This is a genomic window from Microbacterium sp. ZW3a (assembly GCF_057167165.1).
On record NZ_CM169903.1, the window covers coordinates 110,410 to 123,100 of the forward strand.

The 12,691-nt window shown below is 70.0% G+C and carries 13 protein-coding genes; 6 read left to right on the top strand and 7 right to left on the bottom strand.

Annotated features, from left to right (window positions below; translation table 11 throughout):
- Positions 1–60 precede the first annotated feature (60 nt).
- The 4 genes from ACU6WY_RS00560 (at position 61) to ACU6WY_RS00575 (ending at position 2,390) form a co-directional block, all read left to right on the top strand.
- Positions 61–390 carry a PadR family transcriptional regulator gene (locus tag ACU6WY_RS00560; RefSeq protein ID WP_483820546.1) on the top strand — a complete coding sequence of 110 codons (330 nt, stop codon included), beginning with the start codon at positions 61–63 and terminating at the stop codon, positions 388–390.
- Between the two features lies 1 nt (position 391).
- Positions 392–751 (top strand): DUF1048 domain-containing protein, encoded by a 360-nt coding sequence (locus tag ACU6WY_RS00565; protein ID WP_483820547.1) that lies wholly within the window; start codon positions 392–394, stop codon positions 749–751.
- An 89-nt stretch (positions 752–840) separates the two neighbouring features.
- Positions 841–1,629, top strand: coding sequence for an ABC transporter ATP-binding protein (locus ACU6WY_RS00570; protein ID WP_483820548.1), 789 nt, complete (start codon positions 841–843; stop codon positions 1,627–1,629).
- Positions 1,626–2,390 carry an ABC transporter permease gene (locus ACU6WY_RS00575; RefSeq protein WP_483820549.1) on the top strand — a complete coding sequence of 255 codons (765 nt, stop codon included), beginning with the start codon at positions 1,626–1,628 and terminating at the stop codon, positions 2,388–2,390. Before ACU6WY_RS00570 ends, ACU6WY_RS00575 begins: the two co-directional genes overlap by 4 nt.
- Before the next feature lie 24 nt (positions 2,391–2,414).
- On the opposite strand, the gene ACU6WY_RS00580 is transcribed toward ACU6WY_RS00575, so the two are convergent.
- Positions 2,415–4,526, bottom strand: coding sequence for an APC family permease (locus ACU6WY_RS00580; RefSeq protein ID WP_483820550.1), 2,112 nt, complete (start codon positions 4,524–4,526; stop codon positions 2,415–2,417).
- Positions 4,527–4,604: 78 nt separating this feature from the next.
- Positions 4,605–5,462, bottom strand: a complete 858-nt coding sequence (locus ACU6WY_RS00585; protein ID WP_483820551.1) for a serine hydrolase domain-containing protein — start codon at positions 5,460–5,462, stop codon at positions 4,605–4,607.
- 53 nt (positions 5,463–5,515) lie between these two features.
- Here ACU6WY_RS00585 and ACU6WY_RS00590 point away from each other — a divergent pair, with 53 nt between their 5' ends.
- Positions 5,516–6,598 (top strand): VanZ family protein, encoded by a 1,083-nt coding sequence (locus ACU6WY_RS00590; RefSeq protein ID WP_483820552.1) that lies wholly within the window; start codon positions 5,516–5,518, stop codon positions 6,596–6,598.
- Positions 6,599–6,695: 97 nt separating this feature from the next.
- Here the strand turns inward: ACU6WY_RS00590 and ACU6WY_RS00595 are convergent, their stop codons facing one another.
- On the bottom strand, positions 6,696–7,421 hold the full coding sequence (locus tag ACU6WY_RS00595) for an NYN domain-containing protein (RefSeq protein WP_483820553.1): 726 nt from the start codon (positions 7,419–7,421) through the stop codon (positions 6,696–6,698).
- 79 nt (positions 7,422–7,500) lie between these two features.
- Between ACU6WY_RS00595 and ACU6WY_RS00600 the strand changes: the two genes are divergently transcribed.
- Positions 7,501–8,754 carry a wax ester/triacylglycerol synthase domain-containing protein gene (locus ACU6WY_RS00600; protein ID WP_483820554.1) on the top strand — a complete coding sequence of 418 codons (1,254 nt, stop codon included), beginning with the start codon at positions 7,501–7,503 and terminating at the stop codon, positions 8,752–8,754.
- Positions 8,755–8,910: 156 nt separating this feature from the next.
- Here the strand turns inward: ACU6WY_RS00600 and ypfJ are convergent, their stop codons facing one another.
- Genes ypfJ through ACU6WY_RS00620 form a run of 4 tightly spaced genes read right to left on the bottom strand, consistent with a single transcriptional unit; the run spans position 8,911 to position 12,658 of the window.
- Entirely contained in the window at positions 8,911–9,789 is an 879-nt protein-coding gene (ypfJ, locus tag ACU6WY_RS00605) for a KPN_02809 family neutral zinc metallopeptidase (RefSeq protein WP_483820555.1), read from the bottom strand.
- A gap of 56 nt (positions 9,790–9,845) precedes the next feature.
- Positions 9,846–10,349 carry a hypothetical protein gene (locus ACU6WY_RS00610; RefSeq protein WP_483820556.1) on the bottom strand — a complete coding sequence of 168 codons (504 nt, stop codon included), beginning with the start codon at positions 10,347–10,349 and terminating at the stop codon, positions 9,846–9,848.
- Between the two features lie 44 nt (positions 10,350–10,393).
- The gene (locus tag ACU6WY_RS00615; protein ID WP_483820557.1) at positions 10,394–11,608 is read right to left on the bottom strand and encodes an amidohydrolase; all 1,215 of its coding nucleotides are present in this window, start codon (positions 11,606–11,608) and stop codon (positions 10,394–10,396) included.
- A 9-nt stretch (positions 11,609–11,617) separates the two neighbouring features.
- Positions 11,618–12,658: a hypothetical protein gene (locus ACU6WY_RS00620; protein ID WP_483821939.1), complete on the bottom strand. Its 1,041-nt coding sequence runs from the start codon at positions 12,656–12,658 to the stop codon at positions 11,618–11,620.
- Positions 12,659–12,691 lie beyond the last annotated feature (33 nt).

The following is a 12,691-nucleotide window of genomic DNA, read 5'->3' on the forward strand; positions in this document are numbered from 1 at the left end:
TTGCTAAGTACCAGTACTCAGTGTTACTTTGTAGCGGTAGTCAACGTTGAGGAGTAGCGCATGGGCAGGCACGACACCGAGATGCTCAAGGGTGTGCTGGAGGGCGTCGTTCTCGCGGTGCTGGCACACCGGCCCGCCTACGGGTACGAGATCACCGCCGACCTGCGCGATCGCGGGTTCGCCGACCTCGCCGAGGGGACGATCTACGCGATCCTCGTGCGCATCGAGCAGCGGGGTCTCGTCGACGTCGAGAAGGTGGCATCCGAGAAGGGGCCGCCGCGCAAGGTCTTCACGCTCAACGACACCGGGCGGGCGCAGCTCGCCGAATTCTGGACCACCTGGAGTCTGCTCGCCGACCGGCTCGAGCACCTCCGCGACGAAGGGAACTGACATGGCCTGGTACGAGAAGATCATCGGCGACCTGAGCGCCAAGAAGCAGTGGCGCGAGTATCGCCGTCGCCTCGACGCCCTCCCCGCGCCCTACCGGCAGGCGGGTCGAGCCCTCGAGCGGTACGTGCTCAACCTCGGGCCGACGAGCGACCCTGACGCCCTCATTCGCATGGTGACCGACCTCGCCGACCTGCTCGAGCAGGCCGCGGCGGCCGGCACGCCGTTGCGGGATCTGACCGGCGAGGACCCGTCGGCGTTCGCCGAGGAGTTCATGGCCAACTACGGCGACGGCAGCTGGATCGGCCGCGAACGCGCCCGTCTCGCCCGCGCGATCGACGAGGCGGCCCGCACCCAGCGCTGACCCCCACTCGCACACGCCCTCCGGACCCGGCTGGCCGGAGGCGATGGTCTCGTGCGCCCTCCGGCCGGCATCCCACGAGAGGAAAGTGCATGTCCATCATCGATACCGGCCCCGCGATCCGCGTGCGGGGCCTCACGAAGTCCTACGGCGACGTCCCCGTGCTCACCGGCGTCGACCTCGACGTCGAGCGCGGCACCATCGTTGCTCTGCTCGGCTCCAACGGTGCCGGGAAGACCACTGTCATCCGCATCCTGTCGACCCTCCTGCGCGCCGACGGTGGCACGGCGGTCGTGAACGGCGCCGACGTCGCCTCCCAGGGGGCGCGGGTGCGCGCGTCCATCAGCCTCACGGGGCAGTTCGCCGCCGTCGACGAGGTGCTGACGGGGCGCGAGAACCTCGTCCTCATCGCCCGGCTCCGTCACGTGCCCGACCCGGGCGGGGTGGCCGACGACCTGCTCGCGCGTTTTTCCCTCGTGGATGCCGGCCGCCGGGCGGCATCCACCTATTCGGGTGGCATGCGCCGACGCCTCGACATCGCGATGAGCCTCGTGGGCGATCCGGCGGTGGTCTTCCTCGACGAGCCGACCACCGGGCTCGACCCGCAGGCGCGCATCGAGGTGTGGGATGCCGTGCGGTCGCTGGCCGCCTCGGGCACGACCGTGCTGCTGACCACGCAGTACCTCGATGAGGCCGAGCACCTCGCCGACCGCATCGCGATCCTGCACGGCGGGCGGATCATCGCCGAGGGCACCCTCGCCGAGCTTCGCGCCCTGTTCCCGCCCGCGACGATCGAGTACGTCGAGAAGCAGCCCACCCTCGAGGAGATCTTCCTCGCCATCGTCGGCTCGGCCGACCCGCACACACCGGGGGAGTCATGACCACCCACGTTCTCGCCGACACCGCCGTCCTCACCGGACGCTCCCTGCGCCACATCCTGCGCAGCCCCGACACCATCGTGACGACGGCGATCATGCCCATCGCGATGATGCTGCTGTTCGTCTTCGTCTTCGGCGGCGCGATCGACACCGGCGGCACCGCCTACATCGACTACCTGTTGCCCGGCATCCTGCTGGTGACCGTGGCATCCGGGATCGCCTACACCGCGTACCGCCTATTCCTCGACGTGCGCGGTGGCATCGTCGATCGGTTCCGGTCGATGCCGATCGCGCCGGTCAGCGTGCTGTGGGGCCACGTGCTCACGTCGCTGCTGGCGACCGCGGTCTCGCTCGCGCTGGTCATCGGTGTGGCTCTCGTGCTGGGATTTCGCTCTGGCGCCTCGGCGGCGGCCTGGCTCGGCGTCATCGGCATCCTGATGGCGTACACCCTCGCCCTGACGTGGGTCGCGGTGGTCGCCGGCCTCGCCGCCAAGACGATCGACGGCGCGAGCGCCTTCAGCTACCCGCTGATCTTCCTGCCGTTCATCAGCTCCGCGTTCGCGCCCACCGACACCATGCCCGGTCCGGTGCGGTGGTTCGCCGAGAACCAGCCGGTCACCTCGATCGTGGATGCCATTCGCGCGCTGCTCGCGCAGCAGCCCGTCGGCGCGAGCGTCTGGGTCGCGCTGGCGTGGTGCGCCGGGATCCTCGTCGTGGCGGCGGGTATCGCGGTGACGCTGTTCCGTCGCGTCGGTCGTCGCTGACGGCGACGCTCACACGACCGGGGGTCAGGCCCCGGGGTCGCCGGTGTTGCGACCCTTGTGGGCCGGATCGTGTGCGGGGTTCTGCGCCGGAACCTCGGCGACGGGCTGACCGCCGCGCTGCTGCCCGGGAAGGGGACGGGAGCGACGGCCATAGATGAGCTCGGACGAGTCGAGCAACCACGGCACGAGGGTGATCGAGACACCGTGCACGAGCATGAGCTGCTGCGCCAGGCGGCGGGAGCGACGGTTGTGCAGCATCGACTCCCACCAGTGGCCGACGATGAACTGCGGCAGGTACACCGTCACCACCGACGAGCCGTGCTTCTCGCGGTAGGTCTTGATGAAGCTCGTCACGGGGGAGGTATACGTGCGGTACGGTGACTCGATGATGACGAGCGGGATGGGCATGTCGTGCTCGGCCCACTCGCGCTGGACGCGGGCGGCATCCTCGTCGTTGATGGCGACGTGTACCGCGAGGGTCTTGTCGTGCTTGGCCGCGAGGGCGTAGTCGATCGCCTTCATCACCGGCTTCTGCAGACGGTTCACCAGGATGATGGCGACGTCGCCCGAGGACCCGAAGTGCACCGTGTCGTCCATGCGGATCTCGTGCTCGACGTCGCGGTAGTAGCGGTTCACCCCGAGCATGAGCACCGCGAGGATCGGGATGGCGATGAACACCAGCCACGCCCCGTGCGCGAACTTCGTGACCGTCACGATCAGCAGCACGAGCACCGTGAGCGCCGCACCGAGCGAGTTGATCCACAGGCCCGTGACCGCTGATCGCCGCTCGTACCGCGCCGACTCCTGGGCCGCCGCGGCGGCGGGGAGGAGGCGAAGGTTGCGCAACGCCCGTCGCCAGTGCTTGACCATGCCGATCTGTCCGAGCGAGAACGACACGAACACACCGATGATGTAGAGCTGGATCAGCGTCGTGAGGTTGGCCTGGTAGACGATCAGCACGCCGATGGCGACGATGCCGAGAATGATCATGCCGTTGGAGTAGACCAGGCGGTCGCCGCGGGTGTTCAGGGCTTTGGGCGCGTATCCGTCGCGGGCGAGCACGGCCCCGAGCAGCGGGAAGCCGTTGAACGCCGTGTTGGCGGCGAGCAGCAGCACGCACGCGGTCGCGGCCTGAATGATGAAGAACGGGATGCTGTTCATGCCGAACGTGGCCGCGGCCACCTGGGCCATGAGGCTCGGCTGCGGGGTGGAGCAGTCGAAGCCGATGAGGGTGCAGGGGTTCTCGGCGTAGTGCACGCCGGCCAGCAGTGCGAGTGCGGTGAGCCCGACGAACAGCAGGATCGCGATGCCGCCCATGAGCGTCAGGGTGGTCTGGGCATTGCGGATCTTCGGCTTGCGGAAGGCCGGCACGCCGTTGGACACGGCCTCGACGCCCGTGAGGGCCGAACAGCCGCTCGAGAACGCGCGCAGCACGAGCAGAATCAGGGCCGCCTGCGTCAGGGATTCGGCCTGCACCGCATATTCGGCGCTGGAGGCCACGGGCACGTCTCCGGCCAGCGCGCGGCCAAGGCCCACGGCGATCATGATGCCGACCGACCCGATGAAGAGGTACGTCGGGATGGCGAAGACGGACGACGCCTCGCGCACGCCGCGCAGGTTCACGATCACGATGAGGATGACGAAGCCGACCGCGATGTCGACCCGGAACGGGTTCAGCTCGGGCAGCGCCGAGATGATGTTGTCGACCCCGGATGCCACCGACACGGCGACCGTGAGCACGTAGTCGACCAGCAGAGCCGCGGCCACCACGACACCCGGCACTTCACCCAGGTTCTTGCTGGCGACCTCGTAGTCGCCACCCCCCGACGGGTACGCCTTGATCAGCTGGCGGTAGCTGAGCACGACGACGATGAGCAGCACCACGACGGCAGCCGCGACCCAGGGGCTCAGCGTCAATAGCGCCGTGCCGCCGATGAGCAGGATCATCAGCAGCTCCTGCGGGGCGTAGGCCACGGAGGAGAGTGCGTCGGAGGCGAAGATGGGGAGGGCCATCTTCTTGGGGAGGAGCTGTTCGTCGAGTTTCTCCGACGTGAGGGGCTCGCCGATCAGGATGCGCTTGGCCATCGGCGTCTGTTCGCCGGGCTCGCGACTTTCGTCAGTCACGGCGCGCGACATTACGCCCCGCGGACCCGCGGCGCAATCTGACGCGCGAACCGTTCCCCGGATGGTCGCCGGACCGTGATCACCGCCGGGTCAGGATGCCGCGATCTCGGCCGTGAAGGCGGCCACGGCGTCTGCGCCGAAGTGGTCGTCCGCCGAGATCGTCACGACCGTGTCGCCGGTGACGACCACCAGCTGTCCGTAGGCGCCGTGCAGGCGCCAGGCCGGCCCCGGGCCGTCCCACGCGCCCTGGGCGTAGCGGCGGTACCCGTCGGTGTCGCTGCCGGTGTCGATCCACGCCGAGTGGACGGCATCCGCCCCCTCTGTGGGGATGATGCGGCGACCTCTCCACACACCGCGGTCGCGCAGGAGCGCGCCGAGCCTCGACATCTCCTCCGTTCGCAGCGACAGCCCCTCGCCGGCGAGGATGCGCCCGTGCGCGCAGCGTCGCCACTCGAGGCCGTCGAGACCGAGCGGGGCGAACAAGCGAGGCTCGAGGAAGGCGGGGATGTCGCCCACGCGGTGCGCGAGGAGGGCCATCGCCGTGTATGTGCTCGCGTTGGAATATTGGAAGACGAGACCCCGCGAGGGGCGGGAGAGGAACTCCGCGGCCAGATCGGGCCAGTCGGTCATCATCGTTGCCGACCACGGGAAGTCGATGCCGCTCGTCATCGACAGCAGGCGGCGGAGGGTGGTCTGCGCGCCCGCGGCCAGTCCGGGTGCGAGGTCCACGGCGGGCTCGTCGAGCCCGACCAAGCCCTCGGCGACGGCGAACTGCGCAGCCAGCGTGCAGACGGACTTGCTGACCGAGTGGATCTCTTCGCGCACGTCGGGGGTCCACCGGTGTTCGGCGACCTCGTCGCCCGCTCGCACGTGGAGTCCGTGCGCGACGAATCCTGTGTCGTCGATCCGGGCGACGAGGCGATCGCGGAGGTCGTCGGCGCGGGTCATCGTCCCAGGCTACGAGGGGCACGGCTGTCGTCGCGTTTCCCTAGGATCGCGGAGTGAACAACATCCTCGGGTCGGGCATGATCGCCGTCTTCCTCGGCGCGATCGTGGCGTTCCTCGCCTTCGTGCCCTTCGTCGCGGTCAGTTACCGCCGCCGCGGAGGATTGACGTTCGGCCGGAGCGTGCTGTGGGCCGGGGCCGCGGTGTACTTCTGGGCCATCTGGACGTACACGCTCGTGCCGGTGCCCGACAGCGACGACTACCTGTGCGCCGGGAGGAACCTCCGGCCTTTCGAGTTCGTCGACGAGATCCGCGCGGCCGTCGCCGTCTCGGGCCGGTACCTCACCGACCCCGTCGTGCTGCAGGTCGCGTTGAACGTGCTGCTGTTCGTGCCCCTGGGCTTCTTCCTGCGGGTGCTCGGCGGCCGCGGCATCGTCGTGGCGGGCCTGGTCGGGTTCGCGATCAGCGGGATCATCGAGACGACGCAGCTCACCGGCGTGTGGGGCATCTTCCCGTGCGCGTACCGCGTCTTCGACGTCGACGACCTCATCGCAAACACCTCCGGTGCACTCTTGGGATCCATCGTGGCGTTCGTCGTGCCCAAGAGGCACCGGGGTGCAGAGAAGACCCCGGATGCCGAGATCCCCCGCCCCGTCACGCGCGGGCGCCGCCTTCTCGGCATCCTGTGCGATGTCATCGGTGTGGGGCTGCTCGGCTCCGCGGTCGCGGTCACGGTCCAGGCCGTGCAGCAGCTGCTGCTGAACGACCCCGACCGCACGGGGAACCTCGCATCGCTGGTGGGGACGGGCGTGAGTGCCGCGCTGTGGCTCGGGGTGATCCTCGTCACCGGCCGATCGATCGGCGACCTCGCCACGCGCGTGCGGTACACCGACGGTGTCTTGCCGCGCTGGCTGGCGCGGGTGCTGCGGTTCCTCACCGGGGCGGCGACGTACTCCGTGCTCGGGGCGCTCCCCACGCCCTGGTCGCTGCTCGCGTTCGTGCTCGCGGTGTTGACCCTGGTGCTGTTGTTCGTCTGGCGCGACGGCCGCGGCCTCACCGGATGGATCGGGCGCCGCCGCCTCGTCGACGACCGCGAGGGCGTCGTGAGCCCGACCGTGGATGCCGCCGCCCGAGGCTGACTACACCGCGGCAGCACGGGCGGCCAAAGAAAGACCCGCCCTCACATGGAGGGCGGGTTGGTACCGAAAAAATACCACATGCCTGCACGTTCGCGGGTCACCATCCCGCAGGCTTGCTGATCTGCCCAACGGTCGCCGGCAGCTGCGAACCGAAGACGTGGGCAGGATCGAGGCGTCGCCACCAGTGGCGCCCCACACCATCGGAAGGTGCACCTTTCAGGGCGTGCGTAAGCGGTCGAGTCTGGGGGTTTATCAGTCCGACCGGGACATGGTCGCGCGCCACCTTGACCGGTAGCGCCAGGTCGGAGTCGTTCGACACGACGATGGCTGCATCGATATCGCCGGTGAGTACGTCGGTGAGGAGATGCGTCGCCACATTGACATCGGACCCCTTTTCCTCTCGCTTACGAACCGTCGCCAGCATGAGACCCGTGTTCGTGCGCCGCACGGGGAGGCCGTGAGTCCACGACAGCAGGTGCGGCGCGTCCGACAGGGCCTGAGGCGCCCGGGTTCCCGACGGCTCCGCCGTCATCACCGCTTCCTTGGCCCACGACGAGTAGTAGCCCTCTTCGATCACGTCGACTGACCCGGCGTCCTTCAGGGCCTGCAGGTAGAAAGCCTGCCGCTGAGTCATGCCGGCGTCGGCCGGATCGTTCACACGTGCCGTGCAGTACACGACCCGATGAATCACTGCTCCCGACCAGGTCGCGTAGTGGGTCGAGAGGGCGCGAAGGTCAAGCCAGCGCCATCCCGGTGAACTGCCGAGTTGACTCTTCGCCCCGTAGTAGAGGTTGAATCCGTCGATATAGACCCCCACGCGCATCGGCACACAGTAGCGCAGCCGGGGAGCGCCCCCACCGGGGCTGTGAATGGGCGAACGCCGGCCCGCTACCGTAGTCGGCATGCCAGAGCCCCTCTCGGCCGACGACGCGCACATTCTCGCGCTGGAGTCCGACGCGATCCGCGCCCACGCACTCAAGCTCCTGCTCCTCGACCCGGGCCCGCCCCTCGACCTGGATGCCGTGCAAGCCGGTGTTCTCGCGCGGCTCGACGCGTTCCCGCGGGCGCGGCAGCGGGTCGTCGACGGCGTGGACGGGCCGATGTGGCAGGGGGTCGACGACCTCGACATCGCCGCGCACGTGCGCCAGTACCCGGCGGCCGATCCGGCCGAGCTCCGCGCCGTCGTGGGCACCCTCATGTCGCAGCCGCTCGATCGCGCTCGGCCGTTGTGGACGGTCGATCTCATCGGGCCGCTCGCCGACGGGCGCGAAGCCCTCGCCATCCGCCTGCACCATGCGATGGCCGATGGGATCACCGCCGTGCGTTTCCTCGACTCGACCATCCTGGAGCCGCACGACGCCCCGGTGCACGACGTCGGCATCCGCGATCCCGATGCTCGCCCCTCCCGCTGGCGGGAGTGGGAACGGATGCCACTCACCCTCGCGCGCGAGTTGGGCCACCCGGGCTCCCGGTCGCCGTTCGACCGCCCCCTCACGGCCCGGCGGGCGCTCGCGTTCGCGGACGTTCCTTTGCGCGAGGCCCGCGAGGTGGGGGCGTCACGGCCGGATCACGCGACGGTGAACGACGTGCTGCTCGCGGTCGTCGGCGGAGCGGTGCGCCGCGTGCTCGCGCGGCGCGGGCACGTGCCTCACCTCAACGCCCAGGTGCCGGTGAGCCTGCACGAGGCGGGAGAGGATGCCGCGACCGCCGGCAACCGCGACTCGTTCATCGACGTCGACCTGTGCCTGCACGAGCCCGACGATCTGCGACGCCTCGACCTGCTCAGCGCCCAGACCCGGGAGCGCAAGCACGGCCACGACGCGCGCTCCCTCGACGAGCTGTTCCACGCGCTGGCGGCCGCGGGACCGTTCGGGGCCGCCGTGCGGGGTCTCGCGGACGGGCCGCGCGCGTTCGCTCTTTCGGTGTCGAACGTGCCGGGGCCGCGGGTTCCCGTCGCCGTGGGAGGACGCCGGGTCGCGCACGTCTACACCTCGTCGGAACCGGCGCCGCACCACGCGCTGCGGGTCGCCGCGATCTCCAACGACCGCTGGCTCGGTGTGGGATTCTGCGTCGATCCCACCGCGGTCCCCGATGTCGAGGCGTTCGCCGACGCCGCGCACGACGCGTGGGAGGCGTTGCGCGGGGCTGCCGGCTAACGTCGCACTCACACCTCTGCTCAGCGCTAGCCCGCTGCCGTGACGGGCGGACCTCGTCCCACATATTGCCGTTTCGGTCGTCCTCGAGCGGCGATATGTGGGACATGCACCGCCAGAAGTGGGACGAGGCTCAGGGGGCGAGAGCGCCGGCGGACCTTACAGGCTCCCCGCCGGCACCGAGAACGTGTCGCACGCGTTCACGCCACCCGCGCGCCCGGCCTCGAACCACCGCTGCCGCTGCTCGCTCGATCCGTGCGTCCAGCTTTCGGGGTTCACGACCCCGTTGGTCTCGGCCTGGATGTGATCGTCGCCGACGGATGCCGCGGCACCCAGCGCGTCGGTGATCTGCTGCGTCGTCGGCGGCTCGAGGTAGGGCGTGCCGTTCTCATCCATCTGATCGCCGGCGTCGGCGACCCAGGCGCCCGCGAAGCAGTCGGCCTGCAGTTCGATGCGGACGCCGTTGCTCGCCGGTCCCGTGCCGTTGTTCGGGTACTGCTCCATGACGCCGATGAGGTTCTGCACGTGGTGGCCGTACTCGTGGGCGAGCACGTACAGCTGCGCGAGCGGACCCGCGGTGGTGTCGAACTGTTCGCGCAGGAGCGCGAAGAACGTCGGGTCGACGTACACCGTCTCTTCGGGTGGGCAGTAGAACGGCCCGGTGGCGTTCGAGGCCGTGCCGCAGCGGGTCGAGGTCGACCCGTCGACGATGATGAGCTGCGGCTCGCGGTAGCCGTCGAGCGAGTTCTGCCAGAACTGGTCGATGTTGAGCGACGCGGCCGCGAGCCGGCAGTCGTCGTTGCTGTTGGCATCCTGGCCGGTTTCGCAGTTCGCGATGCGCTCGCCGCCGCCGACGGGAGCGGCCGGGTTACCGCCGCCGTCGCCCAAGAGTCCGGTCAGGTCTGTCCCGGTGAAGAGCGAGATCAGCAGCACGGCGATCGCGCCGAGGCCCACCGCGCCTCCGCCGACGGCTGCGACCGTGCCGCCCCTGCGTCGTGCGGAGTTGCGGCCGACGCGGGCGTTGTCGTTGAACGTCACATCCGAGACCGTAGCGCGCGGCGGGGGGCTCCGGTGGGGGCTTGAACCCGGGCGGCTCAGCCGTTCGCGCCCATCGGGTGCGTCGAGATGTCGAACGTCGCGAACGGGAACGGGTACAGCAGCGAGTAGCTGCTCCAGTCGTCGACCCGGACCGTCATGATCGCCCAGTACCCCACGACGAACGTCACGAGCGTGAGCACCACGATCACCATGCGGGCATTGTTCACGATCCGCAGGGCGGCGTCGATGGTGTCGGCGCGCCTCAGCATCCGCGTGAGCGACAGCAGCACGATCAGGCCGATCGCCATGTAGACGAGCGGGCTCGCGCTCATCGTGATCGAGCCGCACATCGGCGCGGCGTCGGTCGGCTGCCCGTCGGCGTCGAGGAACCCACCGCTGCCGGTCACTCCCCCCGAGCAGCTGCTCATCGAGCCGCGGAGGAACGTCGCGAGCGTGGTCGCGGCCACGATCGCCCAGATCAGAAGCGACCGGATGCCGACGATGATCGCGGCACCCGGAAGCAGCGCCTCGCTGCGCAGCGGGTCGTGTGTGGTGGTCATGAGGGCCTCCCGGGGGTCCTTCCACCCTCACACGGAGGCCGCGATCAGTCCAGGAACTCCCGCGCCGCGACGACCAGGTTCTCGACGCCGCGGTCGATCGTGGGCTGCATCACGGGGGCGAAGAACGGCGAGTGGTTGGTCGGGATGTCCCGCTCGATCGTGCCGCCAGCCAAGGCATCCGCGAATTTCTGCGGGTCGACCCCGCCCCAGAACCAGAACACGAGCGGCGCGCCGGATTCGCGGGCGAACCACGACACGTCCTCGCTCCCGGTGAACATTCCGGGGTCGACGACGCTGGCCTCGCCGAACGTCCGACGGAAGGTCGCGGTCAGGCGGGCCGTGGCATCCGGGTCGTTGATCGTCGGCGGCAGGGAGTGGTCGGTGGTGATGGTCGGGGTCTGCTCGGCGCCCGAGGCCTCGGCCTCGGCTCGGACGATGCGCTCGACCTTGCTCATCACGCGCGCGCGGGCGACGTCGTCGGGGTAGCGGAGGCTGAGTTCGAGCTTCGCCTCGGCGGGGATGATGTTGTTCTTCAAGCCCGCGTGGATCGAGCCGACGGTCACGACCGCGACGTCGCGCGGGTCGACCTCGCGCGAGACGACGGTCTGCAGACGCATGACGGTGGCGGCGGCCATGACGACCGGGTCGATCGTCGAGTGCGGGCGCGAGCCGTGACCGCCGCGGCCGTGCAGCACGACGGTCAGTCCATCGGAGGCGGCCATCTGGGTGCCCGGGCGCACGCCGATCGTGCCGGCCGGGAGTGGGGTGACGTGCTGGCCGAGCACGATGTCGGGGCGCGGATACCGGTCCAGCACCCCGTCGGCGATCATCGCCTGGGATCCTGCGCCGTACTCCTCGGCGGGCTGGAACACCGCGACAACCGTGCCCGACCACTCGGCGGTAGTGGCGACGAGACGCTCGAGCGCGCCGATCAGGGCCGTGATGTGCATGTCGTGGCCGCACGCGTGCATGACGGGGACGGTGGTGCCGGCGGGGTCGGTGCCGCGCGCCGTGCTCGCGTAGGGCAGGCCCGTCTTCTCTTCGACGGGGAGGCCGTCCATGTCGGCGCGGAGCCACACCACGGGGCCGGGGCCGTTGTCGATCTTCGTGACGACCCCGGTCGTGCCGACGCCCTCTTCGACCTCGAGTCCCAGATCGGCGAGGTGCCGCGCGATGACGCCCGCGGTCCGCGTCTCCTGGAACGACAGCTCGGGGTGCGTGTGCAGGTCGGTGTACAGGCTTTCGAGGTCGACGCTCATGCCCCGAGCCTATTGGCCGTACCCGTCCGGCGTCCCCGTCTCGGACGGGACGGTGGCCGCGACCGTCGCTGGCCCCGGGGTGCCCCGGCGACGACGGATGAGCCCCCACGCGGCGGCGGCGAGAACGCCGACGCCCGCGACGACGAGCAGAATCAGGGCCATCGGCGACGGCTCGCTCGCGGGCGGGCCGACCGCGGCCGCGACGGGAAGAGTGAGAGTTGTGGTCTCTTCGCGCTCGACGAGGCCGCTCCGTAAGGTGAGCGCCGTCGTCCAGGGGCCGGCCGACAGCCCGGCCGCGAGCGGGATCGAGACCGTGTGCGTCTCCCCGGGCAGGATCGTGGTCGCCGTCCCCAGATCGAAGGGGCCCGCCGATGTCATCCCCGGTCCGTCGCGGAGAGCGACGCTGCCCTTGACGTCGATCGCGCGTCCGCCCGTGTTGTGCACGACGGCGTCGATCTGCGGCACGCCGTCCGGTCCCGTCGATGCCGTCACGCCCTCGATCGCGAAGTCCGACGCCGGACCGTTCCCGGCACCGACGGACAGATACACGCGGATGCCGCTGCGATTGACGATCGTGACCCCCGAGGCGGTCTGCCGCCCGGCGTCGGCCTGCGCCCAGACGGTCGCGTACTGCTCTCCTTCGGGAGCGTCGGCGGGCACCGCGATCGTCACCGTGACGTCGGCGGCCGAGCGTGCGGGCAGGGTGAGCGTGGGGTGATCGACCGAGATCCAGCTCACGAGCTCGTTCGGGTGCGCGTCATCGGGGGTGAAGGCCCCATCGACGACCGTGGAGGCCGCCGCCGAGACAGACGCCTGCTGTTCCCCGTCGTCGAAGTTCGAGATCGTCACGCGGCGCTGGATCGTGGTTCCCGGGGCGACGTTGTCGACGATGTTGGTGCGTGCCCGGGAGTCGTCCTGCGCGTCGACCGGGATGTCGAGGAGCTGGATGCCGATCCCGCTGCCCCCGCTGCCGTCGGCGATCGGCGTGGGCGTCGGCGAGGGCGCGCCCACGAGGAGCGCGCCGAGGAGGGCGACGGCGGCGATCTTCATCACGCCGCCGTCGCCTCACCATCGCGCGCGGGC